Consider the following 21,034-nt stretch of genomic DNA (forward strand, 5'->3'; position numbering starts at 1 on the left):
TTGTAATAGACTAAATCAAACTCGTACCAGAATGACTTTTGAAGAATTTTTCATAAAAAAGAAAATTGATTTAAAAGCTTTAAAAGCTGCAGATGAACCTTTATTTGAAGAGTTCAAAGCACATTATTCTGCTATGGGAGAAAAGAGTTTTGACCACAGCAAAAAGTTTTGGTTCAACAAGCTTCGAAAAAGTTTCCATTTAGCAGAGGAGGAAACTGTTATTGCAAAACCTGTTGAAAAACAGGTTACCCCAGATACAGCATCCGAGACCTCCAGGATTCCTACGGCAAAACCAGCAGGCTTTAAACCGCGATTCAAGGCTCCTTCTACAACTGTAGTAGATGAAGCTCAGGCAACATCCAAACAGGAAATAGCTGATTCAGCGGAATCCACTCCAGATTCAATACCGACGGGCTTCAAACCGAGATTTAAAGCCGGAGTAACAAAAGCTCCCGACGCAGCGGCAAGCACTCCTGCATCCGAAGAAACAACCGACGAAGCAACAACATCGTCTCCAAAACCTACAGGCTTCAAACCGAGGTTCAAGGCCGGAGTAACCAAAGCTCCCGACGCAGCGGCAAGCTCTCCTGCATCCGAAGAAACAACCGACGAAGCAACAACATCGGCTCCAAAACTTACAGGCTTCAAACCGAGGTTCAAGGCCGGAGTAACCAAAGCTCCAGACACGGCGGCAAGCACTCCTTCATCCGAAGAAACGACCGACGAAGCAACAACATCGGCTCCAAAACCTACAGGCTTCAAACCGAGGTTCAAAGCTGGAGTAACAAAAGCGGAAACAGCTGAACAGACACAACTGCCTGATACGAAAGCCGAAGTTAGTCCAGATGCGAGCGTAAAGACTGAAACGGAAAATAACAGTCCAGAAACTCAGGAACCCGCGGCCAGTAAACCTATGGGCTTCAAACCAAGGTTCAAAGCTGGAATCACCAAAACGGCAGCTGCTGAACAGACACAACTGCCTGATACGAAAGCCGAAGTTAGTCCAGATACGAGTGTAAAGGCTGAACCTGAAAACAACAGCACAGAAACACAGGAACCTGCTGCCAGCAAGCCTACAGGCTTCAAACCTAGGTTTAAAGCCGGAGTAACCAAAACAGAAACTGCTGAACAAACACAGCTGCCCGATACGAAAGACGAAATCAAGTTAGATGCGAGCGTAAAGGCTGAACCTGAAAACGACAGCATAGAAACACAGGAACCTGCTGCCAGCAAGCCTACAGGCTTCAAACCGAGGTTCAAAGCTGGCATAACAAAAATTGATAAAAAGGAAGAATAATTTTCACTACATTTAGACTGATTTCTCAATTAATTTTAAAATTCCGATTAAAAACCAAAAGACCAATGTTAAAGGAAGAAAGACAAGCATTCATCATACATCAGATCAACCTACATAATAAAGTTTTATCCTCAGACCTCAGTGTTCAGCTGAATGTGTCTGAAGATACAATTAGACGTGACTTGAACGAACTTGCTGAGAATGGTAAAGTTCTAAAAGTCTATGGTGGAGCATTATCAAAATCATTTCAGTTCCCTTTTCAGGATGGAAACGTATATGCCAAGGAGGCAAAGAAAGAAATTGCCAAGAAAGCAAGCACTTTAATCTCCAATGGAATGACTGTTTTAGTCGGCGGCGGGACAACCTTAATTGAATTAGCGAGAACAATACCCGATCATCTTCAGTGTACGTTTTTTACTATAAGTCCATTAGTTGCACTAGAATTGGCCGAAAAGCCAAATCTTGAAGTCATTTTAGTTGGCGGAAAACTTTCACGCAATACAAACATTGTTTCGGGAGCCCAAGTCGCTAATGAACTGGCCGATCTTAAAGTCGATCTTTGTTTGTTGGGAACAAATTCTCTTTCCGTAGAAGATGGGGTGACCGATTCAGACTGGGAAGTGGTGCAAATCAAACGTGCGATGATTAAATGCTCAAAAAAAGTAGCTATTCTGAGCATTGCGGAAAAACTTAATTCAGTTCAAAAAATGAAAGTTGTACCGTTACGTGATATTTCTTATTTGATTACCGATGTCAATCCAACTGACGTTTCCCTAAAAGAATTTGCGAATACAATTGCAATACTTTAATATTGCCGCTCATTTAATTTAGCATGTCATCGCAAACGAAAAATGACTCTTTAAAATCAAAAACAACAAAAGGACTGCTATGGGGTGGTATGGCCAGTATCATCCAGCAGTTTTTGGGCTTCGGCTTCGGCATCTTACTAAACCGTAAGCTAACAGCAGAAGACTATGGTTTAGTCGCTATGATCACCATCTTTTCTGTTCTCGCTTCTGCTTTTCAAGAAAGTGGTTTTGTGTATGGGATTGTCAATAAAAAAGAAGTCGAACATAAAGATTATAATGCGGTATTCTGGACAAGTGTAGGGATTGGAACATTTATTTATATCGTTCTATTTTTTGCAGCTCCTCTTATCGCTTTATACTATAATCAACCAGTACTAGTAGAGCTCAGCAGATTTACCTTTTTGTCCTTTTGGTTAGGTAGTTTTGGTATTGCACACAATGCTTACCTCTTCCGGAATTTAAAAATCAAAGAAAGGGTCATCACAGGAACCTTTGCTCTTATCGCATCAAATATAGTCGGCGTTTATTTAGCCTATAAGGACTATGCTTATTGGGCATATGCGATCCAAATTGTTTCCTATAGTGGTTTCAATATGCTCGGATTCTGGTATTTTTCCAAATTCAGACCTACTTTCCAGTTCGATTTTAAACCTATTCGTGACATCTTAGGATTTAGCAGCAAAATACTGGTCACCAATATTTTTATCAATATTAATAAAAATATATATGCGGCAATCTTAGGCCGGCATTATACCGCTGAAGAATTGGGATATACCGTGAATCCAAATCGTTGGAGCATCATGGCCCAGAATATATTGACCAATATGGTCAATAACGTGACACAGCCTATTTTAAAGGAAATAGAAGATGACAAGGATAGACAAGTTCGGGTTTTTCGCAAACTTATTTCCTTTACAGCCTTTTTAGCCTTTCCAATGTTATTTGGTTTAACCACGGTAGCACAAGATTTTATTACTATTGCGATCACCGACAAATGGGCGCAAAGCGCCATATTTCTTCAAATATTTTGTATTGGCGCCGCATTTGATTCTGTAAGCAATGTTTTCTCTAACTTAATCATTAGCAAGGGAAAACCTGAAGTTTATATGCGGAATATCATCGTTTTTGGCCTGCTCCAAATTGCCATCCTATTTTTTGGAAAATCATTAGGCCTAGAACTGCTCATTGGATTAACCTCGGCATTAAATGCCCTCTGGATATTCGTTTGGTACATATCAGCCAAACCTTATATGAACTATTCATTTCGTTATCTGCTAACAGATATTTTTGCTTATGCACTATTGGCAGCGATAAGCTGCTTAGCAGCACATTATGCCACCGCAGCCATCGCCAACCTCTATCTTCGGTTTGCAAGTACAATTGGAGTTGCGATATTTGGCTATATCATCGTAAATAGAATCTTTAAACCCAGCATTTTGTTGGAATTATACCACTATTTCCTAACAGTTATCCGAAAAAAATAGATGGCCAGGATTCTCACCATAATCGTCTCTTATAATTTTGAGCCTTGGATTCACAAGTGCTTACCCAGCTTATTGGATTCGAGTTACCCAACAGATATTTTAGTTGTAGACAACAATTCGTCAGACAACACAACACAGATCATAAAAGAAAAGTATCCAACCATAAGACTGATAGAAAGTTCCGAAAATTTAGGCTTTGGAAAGGCCAACAACCTTGGACTTGATATTGTTTTGAAAGAAAAGTATGATTATGCATTTTTGGTCAATCAGGATGCCTGGCTAGATCGGGACTGTATTGCCAACTTAGTGAAAGTCAACGCAGACAATATCGGAATTATCTCACCTATTCATTACGATGGAACCGAAACAACATTGGACTATGGTTTTGCTGTCTATACAAAAAACGCCATCATCGAAAATTCTAATCGAATTTGCACGTTCGTCAATGCTGCATTTTGGTTTATCCCCAATCCGGTGATCCGAAAAGTCGGTGGTTTCGCACCGATCTTTTTCCATTATGGAGAAGATAAAGATTATGCCAACCGCATCAAGTACTACGGATTAATCATTGTTCTCGCTGAAGGAGCCAAAGCCTACCACGATAGGCAACAACGTAAAATAGACCGAAAGGCCTTTCTGAAAAGCGAATTTGTCTATCATTTGACAGAATATTGCAATATCAATTATACTTTTGTAAAAGCTTTTTCCATGGCAATATTGGCAAGTCTAAAGAAAATGGCGTCTTCATTTTTTAAAGGTCATGCTTTTGAAGCAAAAAGCTACTTAAACATTGCTTTTAGATTGCTGGGCAAAACAGGAGCAGTTTACCGTACCCGTGTGACCAACAAAAAAGCCTTCAACAAAATCTATTGATAAATGAACAATACTGCTCCAGTCATACTTTTTGTGTACAATCGTCCTGATCATACAATAAGAACACTCTCAGCTTTAGAAAATAATATATTAGCAGACCAGACCACGCTATACATCTATTCGGATGCTGCAAAAAACGAAAAATCTGTTCAGGCAGTTACTGAAGTACGAAAGATTATCAATAAGCAATGGAACTTTAAAGAGGTCATTGTTGTAGAAAGGACAGAAAATTGGGGTTTGGCAGCCAATGTGATCGATGGTGTTACAAAAGTGGTCAATGCCCATGGAAAGATTATTGTTTTGGAAGACGATCTGGAAACTGCGGTGTTTGCACTAGACTATTTCAATCAGGCACTGGAGCGCTATAAAGATCAAGATCGGGTTATGGAGATTAGCGGTTATGGTTATCCGTTAAAAGATTTAGATAAACTGCCGGAGACTTTCTTTTTTCGGGTCGCCAATAGTTGGGGCTGGGCAACCTGGGACCGCGCCTGGCAACATTTCAATCCCAATATTGATGAACTTGTATCGAATTTTACCGCCGACCAAATACACCAATTCAGTATCGAGGGAAAAGAAAACTTCTGGAAACAAGTGCAGGAATTTAGAGCCGGAAAGATCAACTCTTGGGCCATACGCTGGTACGCTTCTGTATTCAAAAAAAATGGGTTAGTTTTGTATCCAAGGAATTCAATGACGCAAAATATTGGTAACGATGGTTCGGGTACACATACAGCTGCAGAAGCTACGTATCAGGTTACACTAGCGGAAAGTCCTATACGGTATTTTCCGACGGAAATTTCAGAAAACAAGCAAGCTTATGAAGCCATCAAGTATTTCTACGCCCATCGGAAAGGATCTTTATTCAACCGTGGCATCCGATTCCTGAAGAAGAAAATAAATAAATTCAATACATAAAAAACATGTCTGCTCATCCTAAATTTTCGATTATAACTGTCGTTTACAACAATGTGCGTGACATAGAACACACCCTGAAATCTGTTGTCAATCAGAGCTATGATCATATAGAGTATATTGTCATTGATGGACAATCAACCGACGGAACGTTAGAGATCATCCAAAAATACAAGGATAAAATCGCCGTCATCCTCTCCGAAAAGGATAAGGGTATCTATGATGCCATGAATAAGGGTTTAGCCTTAGCAACAGGCGATTATGTTCTTTTTTTAAATTCTGGAGACGAGATCTATGATTTGAATAGCATTGAGAACCTCGCCAAACTGAGCGATAACGCAGATATTCTTTACGGCGAAACAATCCTCGTGGACGACAACAGGAATATTATTGGTGAACGGCGGCACAAGGTTCCGGCTCATTTCGACTGGAAAAGCTTTCGCTACGGCATGAATATCTGTCATCAGGCGATCTACATCAAGCGGGAAATCGCCGAGACATACGATCTCAATTATAAATTATGCGCTGATATTGACTGGGTTATCCGTTGTGCCAAAAAGGCAAAAAAAACGGTCAATGCACAGCAATATGTTGCCCGGTATCTTGTGGGCGGGATGTCAAAACAAAGACATCAGGAATCCTTGAAAGAGCGTTTTGCGATATTCAAACGCTACTATGGAGCCATTCCCAATTTATTCAATCATGGCGTCATTGCGCTAAAAGCAGTTTGGTACCGTCTCAATTATGGAAAACCTCAAGACTAATGTTGAATCCTGAAATTTTAACCGAACTTGTTACAGTCAAGATGCCATTTGGCAAATACCAGGGATACACCTTATGTAATCTTCCTGAGCCCTATCTCGTGTGGTATAACCAAAAAGGCTTTCCAAAGGGAAAACTAGGCCAGCAGTTAGCAACACTCTATGAAATAAAGCTGAATGGCTTGGAATACCTCCTCGAACCTTTGAAGAAAAGGTGACGAGGGTCATTTTATTCCACTTATTATTTTTCGTAGCTTTGCACTAAATTTATTTTTAGCATTAAACGCCGTTTGCAGCGGTATCAATGAATATCATGACACAATATCAAACTTTGCTGTACTATTGTTACAGCCCTATCGAGGATGCCGAAAAATTCGCATCAGATCATTTAGAATTTTGTAAATCACTGGACTTAGTCGGCCGTATCATTGTAGCTGATGAAGGTCTTAATGGAACTGTTTCGGGTACTGTAGAATCCTGTAAAAGCTATATGGATGCCATTTATGCCGATGGTCGTTTCAATAAAACAGAGTTCAAAATTGACGATGTAGATGAACCATCATTCATTAAAATGCATTGCCGCTACAAAGCCGAAATTGTTCACTCTGGTTTGAGAGATCCAAAAGAAATTGACCCCAACCGTCAAACCGGTGTGCACCTTGAACCGAAGGACTTCTTAGCCATGAAAGACCAAGAGGATGTGGTTGTATTGGATGTACGCTCAAATTACGAGCACAATGTTGGTCATTTTAAAAATGCTGTTACCCTAGATATTGACAATTTCCGCGAGTTTCCGGAGAAAATCAAAGAGCTCGAACAATATAAAGGAAAAAAAATATTAACGTACTGCACAGGCGGTATCAAATGTGAGAAGGCATCTGCTCTCTTGTTAAAAGAAGGCTTCGAGGATGTTTATCAATTACATGGCGGCATTATCAAATACGGAAAGGAAGCAGGTGGTGAAGATTTTGAAGGTCAATGCTACGTCTTTGACAATCGTGTTACTGTCGATGTAAATTCTGTCAACCCATCCGTGGTATCAACTTGTTTTAACTGTGGCAAGCAAACCACCAAAATGATCAACTGCGCCAACCCAACTTGTAATGAACATTTCACACAATGTGATGAGTGCGGCTGGGAGATGGATGGATGCTGTTCGCCAGCATGTAAGGAAAATCCCAATAAACGTGAATATGACGGAACAGGATATTATGTCAAGGTACCTCAACCCGTCAATATTGACAAAATCAGCAAAAGAAAACATAAAAATTTTCCACCGAAAGTATCGGCCGAAGATTAATACAAATTGAACAAACAGGAAGCGATCGGAAGTGCAGAACTTCCGACCGCTTCCTGTTTAGGATCTGCACCATCTTAGCTTCATCCCATACTAGTTTTTTTATCAAGAAAAATAATAACCGAACACAGCTTACTTGCCAAACATACCGGCGATTGAATCAAGAATATTGCCCTTTGCCTGCCCATCGTTATTTTTATCAAAAAAACTACCTGCCAATCCGCCCAACATGTCGGTAACACTACCTCCCGATGCCGGCTGCTCAGTTGCTTGCGCCTGTTCTTCTTGGCTACCGCCTAAAAAAGAGCCTAATATACCACCCAACATACCGCCACCTGCATTTTGTTGTGTTCCACCACCAAGCACAGAGCCGATCAGATCACCAATCCCACCGCCGCTTGAAGCCTGCTTTTGTTGCCCTAAATATCCCATTACGATAGGAGCAAGTGTGGCCAGTACACCCGTCACTTGAGAAGAACTCAAGCCTGCTTTATCCGCTATATGCTGTGTCACGACTTCGGTATTTTGGCCGAACATATGGTTGACAATTTTATTACCGTCTTCAGAAACATTTTGCTCCGCTCCTCCCTGTTCAAATAGATCTCCAACTTTATCGAGAATCCCGCTACTGCTATGCTGGTCAATAGCCTTATCAATGTTCTCCGCCTGCCCCTTGTTTTTCGCATTGTAATTCAATGCTGCAATCATCAAAGGAACTGCCGCTGCTACAATCCATTTTGCCTTGGATTCGCTGATACCAGTAATTTTTGAAATAGTCTCTATCGCTTTAGAGCCTACTCCACCTGTAACTAAATCTGTTAAGTTCATAAGTCTTCGTTTATAGTTATATAATGAAGATAACGATTTTTTTTGATGAGTTGAGATAATAGCTGATGATAAAAAAGCCCCATTGGATTACACAATCCAATGGGGCCATTTGAAAATCAATTTTTCAAATTAATAACTTTTATAAATAGCAATATCGTCCAATCCCAACCTTCCGTTATTAATCACATTGTTACTTGTCCCTAATCCAAGTTTGGTAACTCTAAAACGAACCGGCCCCTGAATATTCATTAAGAATACAGCCTGTTTTGAATTCATGCTCTCTGTCGTTGTATGCGCGTCCGAAATAGGCTCGCCTGTTTGCTTCCATGTCGTTCCTCCGTCGGTCGAGTATTCCAACTTGAACGTACACGAACGATCGGTGTAATACGAACCATACCAAAGCGTTACTTTTGAGGCCCCATTCGGCACATCAAAATTCATTTGCACATAACCATCAACACTTAAGTTCTGCTGCATACGGATGGCATTTTTTCCAGAAACGATACGATCACGACCAGCAGTTGTTCCTAGAATAGCCTGATACAGGTTCCATTGCCCCGTTGGAAAGGAGACCGCGTTTTTATCCTTCATATCATAGCTACCTTTCACACTCGCATCTACAGCATCAAAAGTTTCAGGCCAACCTGCATATAACTTACCGCTGGCATAAGCCATATCAGCATAACTCTGCATCCTAACTTGTAGCTTTTCGCCCTCCTTGAATGCAATTCCTCTGAATGATGCACTTGGAGCGATGGACTCCCCAGCAAATGTCGCATTATCTTGTGTATGCAATATAATCTCATTTTTATCACCATCCATTAAGATTTTATCTCCTTTCAACGCTGTCCCAGCTGCGGGTTCAGGTTCAACATCGGCTGTAATATCGATATAGGTTGATTCAAACTCATCAAACTTCGACTTTAGACTGGAAACAGCAACAGGTAATGGGGCAATAGTATTACCAGATGAGTAGACTTTAAGCTGTTGATTATTATCGACTGAAAGAACTAATAAGCCATCTTTTTTAATCAGTTTTGAACCGCTAATATTGATCTGAACCGAATCTCCAAATTTAAATTCAGACGCATTGGGTACCTGAACTAATATTCCACGGCGTTGATTTCGCCAAATATTCTGTACAGCAAGTGTATTTTCTGGTAAATTCTTATTTTCCGCATGCGAAACGACCACTGCTTTGATATGTTCTGCCCCTTGTAGCGAAGACGCATTAAGCTGTAAATCGGCATTTTTATATAGACTGCGTAGCGCATACAACGATATTTCAGGATTTAGCGTCCCTATCGATTCATTGACGTTGTCTTTGATACAGCCGGACAGCAATGCTGACATCGCCAACATACTGCATAGTATTGATTTTAACTTTTTCATTGATTAGTTGATTGAAGGTTGCCACCACATTTTTTCATTTATCCCGTCTCCCCCCATACGACTCACAGCATCCTGATAATTTACTTTGTTTAAAGATTGTACAATTGTTGGATAATTTAAACGTACTGGCATTTTCCCTTGATTCAACAAGCCCGGACCTTTGTATAAATCCAATAATTGGGTTCTACGATATTCGTACCACTGTTGGAAATCCGTAAATAGCATCGCATAGTATTTTTGCAAATGCACCTTTTTCAATTTCGCATGATCACTATCTGTGGGCAGCAACTGAACCTTTGCACTGCTTAGGTAAGATGCTGGCGCTGTTAGCCCCCAGTATTCCATAGCCGCGTTCACCCCCTTTAAATAGGCTCCAGGCGCATCAACCTGAGCATACCCTCTCATACCACATTCAGCAATAATAAATTGCAACTCGGCGTAATTCATGATATTCCCCATATGCGAGTCGGCTTTTAGACTTGTTAAAAGCGTTGATTGTTGCTCGGGGACATTTCCTCTCTGGTATCCGGACTGCATACCGCCATATACTCCTAATGTGGCTTCAGTGGCCCAAATTTTTAATCGTGGGTCTGAAAGGTCCAGCAGATTATTGATAAAAAACTCTGAATAGCCTTTGTTTCCATTAAAATCTATGTCACGGCTATTAAAATAAGGATTCATATAAGGCTGTACATTGGTGTAGTATAAAGCAGCCGTTTCTGCATTGCTTTGCATCACCGGATATTCAGCGGCATTCGTTTCTAATATTTCTTTGATCTTTGCAACGGCATTGGTTTCTGACTTATGTGCTATACGTAGCAATAATCGGAGATATAAAGAATTACCAAATTTCTGCCATTTTCCAGGATCTGAATTAAATATAGGATCCATCGCTAAATTGGTCGATTCGACAGCAACCTTACCTTTCAAAAGCGTATTGGCCTCTTCTAATTTTCTAAAGATATCCGCATAAATATCGGACTGTTTATCAAATACAGGAGTTAAATTACTATCACTATACCCTTTATTGCTGTCTGTATAAGGTACATCACCATACATATCAGTTATTAACGAACTCACCCAAGCATCCAATATAAGCGAAATACCCTGGTATGTCTGGTAACCCTTCTGCTGCCCTTCCCTTGCCTTCTGATAAATGTCGCGTATATTCGTCAACTGTACGTACCATCCGGACCAGGTAGATTCCGCTTCTGACGGTCTGATTTCATACCGTTGAATCTCCAATGCATCATTCACCGTTACAGTCACTTGCATAAGCTCGTTGTTGATGCGCATATTCCGTGATAAATTTGTGTTTAACACATTGAGTAAAGCTGGCGCGATGAGACTTTGTGGCGCTGCCGCAGAAATTGCATTTGGATTTGTATTTATTGCGACAAAATCTTTTGTACAGCTCTGTAGTATCCCACAGGCTGCCAACAAAATAAAAGCTTTTCTTATATTCTTTTTCATAATACGCTGGATTTAAAATGAGAATGATAAATTGACACCCAATGTGCGGGTTGAAGGGAACTGGGCAATCTCTGCGCCCTTCTCAATACCGCTTGAATTTAGCGATCCAAACTCTGGGTCAAATGAAGGCCATTTGGTCATGACAAACAGATCTCTTCCGTACACGCCAATTGATGCGCGCTCAATTTTCAAGCGTTCAACAAAAGACTTAGGTAATGTATAGTCAAATCTGACCTCACGAAGCTTTATAAAGTCCGTGGAAAACGTATTTGATTCTATATTATCCCGGTTAAAATGTTTAGCATAATAATCTCCAGCAGACGCAACAACTGTATTCTTGCTGTAGCTTCCATCACTATTCTTCACAACACCATCGCCGATAATACCATTATATCGTCCCGGAATTGTCTTTTTTAATTTTCCCTCTTCCATCAATACGGCATGCGTCAACGAATATCCCACTCCGCCGAATTGACCATCAAATAAGAAATTAAATCTAAATCCTTTGTATTTAAATTCATTCCCCCAACCAAATTTGGTGGTTGCATTTGGATTACCGATATACATGTTCTGTTGGGACAATACAGGAAGTCCATTTTCATAAATAATTTGACCATCCTGATTTCGCTCATATCCGAGTCCATAGATATCACCAAATCGTTTACCAGGTATGGCCACAATTGTTCCTCTACTTCCAAACAACGTGGATAGCACTAATTCTCCTTGCAGATCTGCAGGTATGGAAATAACTTTCGAATCATAGCTCGTAAAATTTCCATACATATTCCAATTTAAGCCATCTTTCTTCTTGATAATATCGCCAGAAAGCGCAATCTCTATCCCTCTATTCCGTACCTCTCCAGCATTCGTAATCTGATTTCTGAAACCGCTTGAAGGATCCAGCGGAGACTCAATAATCTGATCAAATGTCGAGTTTGAATACAGAGTAAGATCTAATCTAAGTCGATCTCTGAACATTCTAAAATCTGTTCCTACTTCATAAGAACGCGTACTTTCGAACGTCAGATTTTCATCTGGAACGGTGGTTGGATTTGTAAGCCCTCCAGTGGTCCCCTCAACACTACGGTAACCATAAGAGTTTAGATAAGCCCGTTTTCCTCCACCTCCGACTTGAGCAATCGATGCTCTGACTTTCCAAAAATTTATCGCTTTTGGCAGGTTTAGCAATTGGGAAATAACAAAACTTGTATTAAGCGAAGGGTATATAAATGGTTTAACTTCATTCCGTTTCGGAGATGCTAATGTACTCGCCCAGTCGATACGATTCGTTGCATCGACAAAAATCATATCCTTATAACTATAATTTAGTAAGGCATATAAGCTATTGGCTGCATATTCCTCGCGGTAAGGTAAATAAACGATTTTTTCCCTCGCATTGGCAAAATTATATTGGTTTGGATAAATAAGACTATTAGCGTAAGCATCATCTTTAATATACTTATTGTGCATCAATGAACCTCCAACCGATGCGCCAAATTTGTGAATATTGTTCCGTTGATTGTTATATTGCAATAAAAAGTCGGAAGTAATTTCCTGGTTATTGATGGACTGCTCCCGGTAATAGCCATAAGCATATTTATAGGTATCAAATGGCCTGGATTGTTTGCGTTTATCATAGCTCCAATCGATTCCTGTCCGCACCATCAAATTCAACTCCTTATTGAATTTATAATCGGCCTGTAAATTTCCAATAATATTGTTTTTATCCTGCGCATTGATCATATCATAAGATATGGTTCTTGGATTATCCAACAGGTTTGAAAACGGAGTCATCTGTTCAATTCCTTCCTTTCCTGGAATCCAATTCTGCTCTAGCCAAGCTGCATTCACATTCGGCACAATGCCCCGTACAAAGTACATGTAACTTTGATTGTTATAACCGCTATTTGGTAAATTGTCTGATCCTCTATTATTAAAATTAATTTTTGTTGAGAGGCTCAGTTTATCCGTCACCTTGTTATTGAACTGCATAGCGATGGTATTCCGATTATAACCCATGTTGGGAATAATCCATTTGTTCGTTACGTTGGTATATGAAAACCGTGAACTGGTCTTTTCAGTAGCACCAGAAATACTGATCGAATTAGTAGACGTGAGCTCCGTTTGGAAAAGATCCTTTCGGTTATTTTCATAGGGTCTCCATAATGTCCGCTCTGGAGGTGTCAAACGATAGAAATTAGGATCGTACTGGTAATAATACTGTCCATCAAATTTGGGTCCCCAAGCAGAAGATGTACTTAAAGTACTTGCACCATCCTCTGACTGTCCGTAGGAATAATAAAGATCCTGATCAATCGCACCTTGACCATATTCGTATTGATAATCGGGCCATCTGTTAATTGTCCCAATTGCCGTATTCGAATTAACGGATACACCAATTTTATTTTTAGCCCCTTTTCCCTTTTTTGTGGTAATAATCACAGCGCCATGTGCGCCACGGGAACCATAGAGCGCTGAAGCGCCTGGTCCTTTCAATACTGAAACGGACTCGATATCATCCGGATTAATATCCGCCAATGATGTTCCAAAATCTACAGGAGAATCACTATCCAAATAATTGGAACTACCATTACCGGTCATCCGCGTCCCTCCTCCCATGACAACACCATCCACAACAATCAATGCGGAATTATCGCCCGTAAAAGATGTTTCCCCTCTTAAAATAATCTGATTGGATCCCAATGGCCCCGCACCCGACTTTACCAAATTCAAACCAGCGACTTTTCCTGTTAGAGCATCCGTCCAGTTGTTTGAAATTGCATTCGTCAATTCCTCGCCTTTGACCGTGCTTATGGAATAGCCTAATGCCTTCTCTTCTCGCTGTATGCCTAGCGCTGTCACAACGACTTCATTGAGCGCCTCCGATCTCGCACTTAAAAAAATTTTAGCATTCAATTGGGCTGACGAAAAAGTTTGCGTTTCAGCTTCGTAACCGATTAGCTGAAAACGGATTGCTGTCCCTGATTCTACTTCAATATCGAAATTACCATTTCTGTCCGTCGCTCCTTTAACTACACCCGCTGCAAGGATTGATACGGATGCCAAAGGTTCTTTCGTCTGATTATCGACAACTTGCCCTTTTACTCTAATCTTGGTCTGCTTAACTGCATGCACAGCTTGATCAGATCCTAGTGGAGCCGCCATTGCTGTAAAATCCATATTACAGGCAATTGCTAATGCCACAAATAGCACTTTCGACGAGGAGTGCCTTAGATTAATTTGGATAGGGTTAATACTAAACATAGTTATTGGTGTAAATTGTTAATTTTCAATTTGGCACAAAAATATATTCTTAACAAAAAGTTTGTTTTAACTTAATGTTTTCTTTTTGTTAACAATTGTTTCGAATAGTATTTCCTTTTATCATACTATTACCGTTTTAATAAAATGCTTTGAAGTTCACCCTGAAGGGATTATCATGCATTAGGCACGCTTTTAAGCGATCTTTCGTTGGTTATTTTATATTTACAAATCGAAAATAATTAATAATATTTAAAAAACGAAATAAATCGAAATTATTTAAAAACCAATATTAGTATAAAAAACAACACTCAATTGATCCTGAAGAAAACAAAAAGAGCCCAAACTTTCGTTGGGCTCTTTATTACAATAGAAGCGTTAAGGCTTAAGCATTCTCGAAACTCCACTTCACATAGTTAATGTTCTTGTCATGCGCCAAATACTTCCGTTCGTAGTATGTCTTAATGGATAAAACATTATCCACTAAGTCCGAATGGTAAAGATCTGTCGTTTCTTTATATTTTTTCAACCCCTGTAAATCGATCTGCTCCAGTGTGTAAGCATAAAAGCCATCATTATCTGTTTTCAGATTCATCATTCCCTCAGGCTTCATAATGACTTTATAACGATCCAAAAACTTTGGCCCAGTCAATCGTTTCTTTTCACGGCTATCTTGTGGTTGTGGATCCGGAAAGGTAATCCAGATTTCATCAATTTCATTTTCCGCAAAATGTTCAAGGATGGTCTCAATTTGTATCCGAAGAAAAGCAACATTCCGAATTCCATCCTCCAAAGCTGTTTTGGCTCCACGCCAAATACGATTACCTTTAAAATCGATACCTATAAAATTTTTCTCAGGAAATAATCTTGCCAGATTAACAGTGTATTCTCCTTTACCACAAGCCAGCTCTAAAACAACCGGATTATTATTACCAAATTGTTTCTCAGCCCATTTTCCTTTATATTCTTTGCCTGCGTCAAGTTGGATTACATTTTCAAAAGTAGCAACTTCGGCAAATTTACGTAGTTTGTCCTTTCCCATTTTTAATAAATATCCCGCAAAAATAACCTTATATTCCCGCTAAAAAAAATAAATCTGAGAGACAGCACGAATACCGCCAATTACAGAACAATCCGAAGGCCTATAGCATACACAGTAGTTCATAAATTGCATCCACACGGGCGAATTATATTGCATATAAAAAGCAATTTATCTAAGTTTGCAGGAATCAATAACTTATCGTGGAGAAAGACGCTAAAATTTATATAGCAGGCCATCGTGGAATGGTCGGATCGGCAATTCATCGCAAATTATCGGAGCTTGGATACAATAATATTGTCACACGCACATCTTCCGAATTAGATTTGCGCAACCAGCAAGCAGTCGCTGATTTTTTCGATCAGGAAAAACCGGACTATGTTTTCTTAGCCGCAGCCAAAGTTGGCGGGATCATGGCGAACAACACCTATCGCGCTGATTTTATCTACGAGAATATGGCTATACAGAATAACGTCATCAAATCTTCCTACGATAATAAGGTTAAAAAATTAATGTTCTTAGGCTCAAGCTGTATCTATCCAAAAATGGCTCCGCAGCCTTTGAATGAAGACATGCTACTCACGGGCACGCTGGAGTCTACAAATGAGCCTTACGCAATTGCTAAAATCGCGGGAATAAAAATGGCGGAAGCTTTCAGGGATCAGTATGGATGCAATTATATCTCCGTTATGCCAACAAATCTTTACGGAATTAACGACAACTACCATCCGCAAAATTCACATGTCTTACCGGCCTTGATCAGAAGATTTCATGACGCTAAAATCAATCAGCTCCCTGAAGTTATGATCTGGGGAACAGGGACTCCCTTACGGGAATTTCTTTTTTCCGATGACCTGGCAGATGCCTGCGTCTTCTTAATGAATAATTATGACGAGAAACAATTTATCAACATTGGCATTGGCGAAGATTTAAGCATTAAGGAACTTGCCGAATTGATTAAAGACGTCATTGGTTACCAGGGAAATATTTCCTTCGACAGTTCCAAACCTGACGGAACGCCGCGAAAACTCATGGATGTCTCAAAACTACATGCGCTGGGCTGGAAACATCGAGTTAACCTTCGGGAAGGCATTCAACTAGCTTATGCGGATTTTTTGAAGAAAGAAGCAAACGCTTCCGAATAAATCCAACGCGATCGCATTAGTAGGTCTCGCTATAGGAAGGAATTCCGTACTCGTTAACCTCATCCTTGATAACTGCATTCTCAGCTTGGGTAGCTTTATTTTTCTTTTTTTTCTTGGGACGAATAAAGCTTGTTAATTTACCAATGAGACCGGTGATTTTATCTTGATTGATCTGGCCGACAGCACGCTCTGACAACAGCAACATTAGCGCTTTCTTTAAAACGCCCGTATTTTTTAGGAACAACCTATTCATAACAAAGGGCACGCCAATACGTAAGGTCTTTGTTAGCCAATCAGAATCTGGATTATTACTTTTGGCAAACATCTGCTGTATAATATTCGCACCCGGGATATTATTTTTTAAGGAATTAAAAAAACGGAAGGGGGCCTCTATTTTATTGTTAAGCAATGTAAATTGAGCCTTTAGATATAGCTCCTGCTCATTCTTTAATGTCTTTAAGCGCAATATTTCAGCTTTAAGTTCCTGTAAATTACGTATTTTGGTCTGTTTATTGTTCATTTGTAGCCCTTTCTCTATCAAGTTTTTCTTTATGCAGTCCTTCCTCTTCTTCCTCAATTTCATCGTTCCATTTAGCCAAAAAACGTCGAATGGAGAGATCCATAAATTTTGATTCCAGCATAGGCTCAAAAACGCGGATTAGGATAATGATCACTAAGAAGATACCTGCTGTTGCCAAAAAACCTAATGAATAACTACCCAATAACTCTCCCAGCCAAAAACCTAGTGCTAAGCATAAGAAAAACAGAACAAATAAAGTAAAAATAAGCTTAGTTGCATCTACCACTAAGCTTGCAATTAAACGAGATGATCGTTCAATTGTTTTTAATTTAACAAGTTTAAATTGGGAGTCAATATACTCCTTGGTCTTTTGAAACGTACCACTTAGTGAAAATTTTTCTTCTTCCATGCATCTAAAATTTATTCAGGCTATTTCAGCCCATAACTAAAAAAACGAAAACGCTGTATCTTATAACCGCAACACAGCACTACTCTATACCCATGAAGAGCGCGCAGCTATCGTAAAAACAGCTATCTCGCGAAATAGCCTGATAATATGTACTCTACACCAATTATTCTTTTGAATAATCTGCGAACTATGCATGTTCGATGATATCATCATCCAGCACTTCTTCTGCCTGATTTAACTTCCCTTTTAACGTAGAAACAATCTTCTCTTTGAAATCATTCAACTGATCAAATTGCTCCTCTGCTCTTTCCCGAATAGCATCACTCAAATCGCTTAATGAATCATTTATTTTATCTCTTGTATCCGACCCTTTGTCTGGAGCAAATAAAACTCCCAAAGCTGCACCCGCGGCAAGACCGGCTAATAACGCCAAAGCTACTTTACTTGTGTCATTCATTTCTTTTTCTTTTAAAGTTCTAAATCTATTACGAAGAATCTAGTCCTCGTTAATAATACAATTAACAAAGCAAATCGTTTGCCAAACAATGCTTTTTATCCGTTATTAATAAGGAACTATATTAACAATATAATCATTTTTTTCGGTAATCTTGGATCCTCCATCAATATTTCACCCGACAATTATTAACTTACTCAATTTTTTAGTATCTTTAAATCAGTCGATTATGAAAATTATGCTAAATAAAACCTATTGCAGCGCCGTCTATGGGATAAATGCCTGCACTATTACCGTCGAGGTAATCGTATCTACTGGCCTCCATTATTATATCGTTGGCCTGCCTGACAATGCCGTTAAAGAAAGCTTAAGACGTATCGAAAGTGCCATTAATTCCTGTCAACTTCACATGCCACGCCAAAAGATCGTTGTCAACTTGGCACCCGCAGATATTCGTAAAGAAGGTTCAAGTTACGACCTATCAATTGCAATAGGCATATTAGCATCTTCCGGCCAAATCACAAATATCCGTCTGGAAGACTATCTTATTTTAGGCGAGCTATCATTAGACGGAAGTATTAAGCCCATACGTGGTGTTCTACCAATTGCATTACAGGCGCGCAAAGAAGGGTTTAAAGGAATAATATTACCTAAAGCCAATGCAAAAGAGGCAGCTATCGTCACTGAAATCGATGTTATTGGTGTAGAAAATCTGACCCAAGTAGTGGAATTTCTCAATCATACTGTAACAATCGAGCCTACAAAAGTTAACATACAAACATTTTTTCAGGATGATACGGCCATTTATGACGTCGATTTCTCTGATGTACAAGGACAGGAGAATATCAAACGAGCGCTGGAAATCGCAGCATCTGGTGGACATAACCTTATTTTAATAGGTCCACCAGGAGCAGGAAAAACCATGTTGGCAAAAAGACTACCAACGATCCTTCCCCCACTCAATATGACCGAATCGCTGGAAACGACCAAAATACACTCTGTGTCTGGAAATCTAAAGGCGAAAGACTCCCTCGTCACTGCACGGCCCTTTCGTTCTCCACATCATACAATATCCGATGTGGCCATGGTAGGGGGTGGCTCAAATCCATTGCCGGGTGAAATTTCTTTATCCCACCATGGCGTATTATTCCTTGACGAATTGCCAGAATTCAAACGGAGCGTCCTCGAAGTCATGCGTCAGCCTCTTGAATCACGGCAGATTACCATATCAAGGGCAAAACTCACGGTGGATTATCCGGCGAGCTTCATGCTCGTTGCCGCCATGAACCCCTGTCCCTGTGGCTATTTCAATCACCCCGAAAAAGAATGCATATGCGGCAGTAATACCGTACAACGTTATTTAAGTAAAATATCGGGGCCCCTTTTAGACCGTATCGATCTGCATATTGAGGTGACACCTGTACTTTTTGACCAACTGAGTACGACACGTATAGCCGAAGACAGCCGTACTGTGCGAACTCGAGTCATTCAAACACGCGAAATTCAAAAGGAACGGTTCGATTCTTTTCCAGACATCCATTGTAATGCCCAGATGAGTACACAATTGACCCGAGAAATATGTCAGATTGATGAGCCCGGAAGGAAGTTACTTAAAACGGCTATTGAACGTCTGAGCCTATCTGCAAGAGCATACGATAGAATACTCAAAGTTGCTCGAACAATCGCTGATATGGAGCAAAGTAAAATGATCGAAAATCATCATCTCGCCGAAGCGATCCAGTATAGAAATTTAGATCGGGAAACCTGGGGTGGAAAATTTTAAAACTGAGCCAAACAATGCTTAATAACCCAAGGGAAACAGATAATCGTCAAGATCAGACCCGACAATGCGCCAAAGAAATGAGCATCGTGATTTATACCATCTTGCGCTTTTTTTGACGCCCACACACAGTAACCTAAAAACAAAAATGCAAACAGATAAGCCGGCATCGGTATAATCATCATCACACCAATGGTAATTTTCGGATCGAAAAGAATGTAGCTAAACAGAACCGCACAAATCGCACCTGAAGCGCCTAAACTATAGTAACCGGGGTTATTTTTTTGCTGGATGATTGTTGGAATATCGCTCAAGATTAAACTACCGATATAGATTACGGCAAATAAAATATGACCGTATGGACTTGCTTCTGCAAGTATGCGCTCCAAACCAAATGCAAAATAATAGAAGGTAAGCATATTAAACAGCAGATGCCCCCAATCTTTATGCACAAAGCCACTGGTAAGGATGGTATACCATTTTCGATTACGTGCGATACTATACGGATGCAACATCAGTTTACCGTAAAGTTGTTCATGTGAAAACGTATAGATACTGGTAGCGAGCGTAAAAAAGAAAATAATACTCGCAACAGGCATTTCTGTTAGATAATATAATAGCATAGTAATTCCTAGAATCGATCCTCTAAAAGTAAAACGTAAAGTTCTTTTGGTCCATGTGCGCCCAAAACCAATCTTTTCTCGATATCAGCCGTCCTGGAGGGGCCGGTAATTGTCGAAATCATTGTCGGGATTTCCTGACCGTAACGCTTCTGCATATAAGCTAAAGCATCCTTAAGATCCCAAACCAATTGCGAAGCTTTGGCAATGACAATATGAATTGGAGGATATATACTCAACCTGCGTCCTGAAGCATTTGCATTACTCACCATAACACTCCCATTACGTGCAACCAATGCTTCACATGAGGTAATGCTCGCATTTGCTGATTCAAAATCTTCCGCTGTTTTTAAAAAAGGGAAACCATATGGACTGAGTAAATTTTGAACACCTTGTTCCCAAGCGTATATATTTTTGATATTATTCTCCTCGGTCAATAAAATCAGATTTTCAATCAGACCGATCTCACCATCACAATACAGAAACTTGCCTCCCGCAGCAGTCAATTCGCGAACAAAAACAATATCCACCAACTCATCCTCTTCTTTATAAAGCGGCGTTTCTTTGAAATTGGGATGTGGATTATCGTTTTTCTGTAGTAATGCCTGACGTACTCGTTTTAACATTATCTCTTTCGCTGTTGCGTTCTTCACGTTCATGGCGCAAATATATATAAA

The 21,034-nt window shown here is 39.9% G+C and carries 20 protein-coding genes; 10 read left to right on the plus strand and 10 right to left on the minus strand.

Annotated elements, in window-relative coordinates:
- Positions 1-31 precede the first annotated feature (31 nt).
- From B3E92_RS17870 to B3E92_RS17905, 8 genes are all read left to right on the plus strand, one after another.
- On the plus strand, positions 32-1,297 hold the full coding sequence (locus B3E92_RS17870) for a hypothetical protein (protein WP_286897781.1): 1,266 nt from the start codon (positions 32-34) through the stop codon (positions 1,295-1,297).
- Between the two features lie 65 nt (positions 1,298-1,362).
- Complete coding sequence (locus B3E92_RS17875) at positions 1,363-2,106, plus strand: DeoR/GlpR family DNA-binding transcription regulator (protein WP_046673148.1); 744 nt, start codon at positions 1,363-1,365, stop codon at positions 2,104-2,106.
- Positions 2,107-2,129: 23 nt separating this feature from the next.
- Complete coding sequence (locus B3E92_RS17880; protein WP_286897782.1) at positions 2,130-3,590, plus strand: lipopolysaccharide biosynthesis protein; 1,461 nt, start codon at positions 2,130-2,132, stop codon at positions 3,588-3,590.
- Entirely contained in the window at positions 3,591-4,463 is an 873-nt protein-coding gene (locus B3E92_RS17885; RefSeq protein WP_286897783.1) for a glycosyltransferase family 2 protein, read from the plus strand.
- A gap of 3 nt (positions 4,464-4,466) precedes the next feature.
- Positions 4,467-5,381, plus strand: a complete 915-nt coding sequence (locus B3E92_RS17890; RefSeq protein ID WP_286897785.1) for a glycosyltransferase — start codon at positions 4,467-4,469, stop codon at positions 5,379-5,381.
- 5 nt (positions 5,382-5,386) lie between these two features.
- On the plus strand, positions 5,387-6,142 hold the full coding sequence (locus B3E92_RS17895; protein WP_286897787.1) for a glycosyltransferase family 2 protein: 756 nt from the start codon (positions 5,387-5,389) through the stop codon (positions 6,140-6,142).
- Positions 6,142-6,357, plus strand: a complete 216-nt coding sequence (locus B3E92_RS17900; protein ID WP_046673143.1) for a DUF3820 family protein — start codon at positions 6,142-6,144, stop codon at positions 6,355-6,357. Before B3E92_RS17895 ends, B3E92_RS17900 begins: the two co-directional genes overlap by 1 nt.
- A gap of 95 nt (positions 6,358-6,452) precedes the next feature.
- On the plus strand, positions 6,453-7,439 hold the full coding sequence (locus B3E92_RS17905) for a rhodanese-related sulfurtransferase (protein WP_046673166.1): 987 nt from the start codon (positions 6,453-6,455) through the stop codon (positions 7,437-7,439).
- A 129-nt stretch (positions 7,440-7,568) separates the two neighbouring features.
- Here the strand turns inward: B3E92_RS17905 and B3E92_RS17910 are convergent, their stop codons facing one another.
- The 5 genes from B3E92_RS17910 to trmB all read right to left on the minus strand — a co-directional run bounded on the left by B3E92_RS17910 (position 7,569) and on the right by trmB (position 15,432).
- Positions 7,569-8,264 carry a DUF937 domain-containing protein gene (locus tag B3E92_RS17910; RefSeq protein ID WP_286897789.1) on the minus strand — a complete coding sequence of 232 codons (696 nt, stop codon included), beginning with the start codon at positions 8,262-8,264 and terminating at the stop codon, positions 7,569-7,571.
- Between the two features lie 129 nt (positions 8,265-8,393).
- Positions 8,394-9,656 (minus strand): DUF5689 domain-containing protein, encoded by a 1,263-nt coding sequence (locus B3E92_RS17915; protein ID WP_286769203.1) that lies wholly within the window; start codon positions 9,654-9,656, stop codon positions 8,394-8,396.
- Positions 9,657-9,659: 3 nt separating this feature from the next.
- On the minus strand, positions 9,660-11,129 hold the full coding sequence (locus tag B3E92_RS17920) for a SusD/RagB family nutrient-binding outer membrane lipoprotein (RefSeq protein ID WP_286897791.1): 1,470 nt from the start codon (positions 11,127-11,129) through the stop codon (positions 9,660-9,662).
- Between the two features lie 12 nt (positions 11,130-11,141).
- Complete coding sequence (locus tag B3E92_RS17925) at positions 11,142-14,393, minus strand: SusC/RagA family TonB-linked outer membrane protein (RefSeq protein ID WP_286897793.1); 3,252 nt, start codon at positions 14,391-14,393, stop codon at positions 11,142-11,144.
- Between the two features lie 382 nt (positions 14,394-14,775).
- Positions 14,776-15,432 carry a tRNA (guanosine(46)-N7)-methyltransferase TrmB gene (gene trmB / locus B3E92_RS17930; RefSeq protein ID WP_286897794.1) on the minus strand — a complete coding sequence of 219 codons (657 nt, stop codon included), beginning with the start codon at positions 15,430-15,432 and terminating at the stop codon, positions 14,776-14,778.
- Between the two features lie 200 nt (positions 15,433-15,632).
- Here trmB and fcl point away from each other — a divergent pair, with 200 nt between their 5' ends.
- A complete protein-coding gene (gene fcl / locus B3E92_RS17935) occupies positions 15,633-16,574 on the plus strand; it encodes a GDP-L-fucose synthase (RefSeq protein ID WP_286897796.1) in 942 nt (313 codons plus the stop codon).
- Between the two features lie 16 nt (positions 16,575-16,590).
- On the opposite strand, the gene B3E92_RS17940 is transcribed toward fcl, so the two are convergent.
- From B3E92_RS17940 to B3E92_RS17950, 3 genes are all read right to left on the minus strand, one after another.
- Positions 16,591-17,094 carry a hypothetical protein gene (locus tag B3E92_RS17940; RefSeq protein WP_286897798.1) on the minus strand — a complete coding sequence of 168 codons (504 nt, stop codon included), beginning with the start codon at positions 17,092-17,094 and terminating at the stop codon, positions 16,591-16,593.
- Positions 17,084-17,503: a hypothetical protein gene (locus B3E92_RS17945; protein ID WP_286897800.1), complete on the minus strand. Its 420-nt coding sequence runs from the start codon at positions 17,501-17,503 to the stop codon at positions 17,084-17,086. Before B3E92_RS17945 ends, B3E92_RS17940 begins: the two co-directional genes overlap by 11 nt.
- A 187-nt stretch (positions 17,504-17,690) precedes the next feature.
- On the minus strand, positions 17,691-17,960 hold the full coding sequence (locus B3E92_RS17950; protein WP_070561440.1) for a YtxH domain-containing protein: 270 nt from the start codon (positions 17,958-17,960) through the stop codon (positions 17,691-17,693).
- 235 nt (positions 17,961-18,195) lie between these two features.
- Between B3E92_RS17950 and B3E92_RS17955 the strand changes: the two genes are divergently transcribed.
- Positions 18,196-19,740, plus strand: coding sequence for a YifB family Mg chelatase-like AAA ATPase (locus tag B3E92_RS17955; protein ID WP_286897842.1), 1,545 nt, complete (start codon positions 18,196-18,198; stop codon positions 19,738-19,740).
- Here B3E92_RS17955 and B3E92_RS17960 read toward each other — a convergent pair.
- Both B3E92_RS17960 and B3E92_RS17965 read right to left on the minus strand, forming a co-directional pair.
- A complete protein-coding gene (locus B3E92_RS17960; RefSeq protein ID WP_286752796.1) occupies positions 19,737-20,360 on the minus strand; it encodes a rhomboid family intramembrane serine protease in 624 nt (207 codons plus the stop codon). The genes B3E92_RS17955 and B3E92_RS17960 overlap by 4 nt on opposite strands.
- An 8-nt stretch (positions 20,361-20,368) precedes the next feature.
- Entirely contained in the window at positions 20,369-21,016 is a 648-nt protein-coding gene (locus B3E92_RS17965) for a LutC/YkgG family protein (protein ID WP_070561445.1), read from the minus strand.
- Positions 21,017-21,034: the final 18 nt, after the last annotated feature.

It is taken from the genome of Sphingobacterium sp. UBA6317 (assembly GCF_002440385.1).
GTDB classification, from domain to species: Bacteria; Bacteroidota; Bacteroidia; order Sphingobacteriales; family Sphingobacteriaceae; genus Sphingobacterium; species Sphingobacterium multivorum.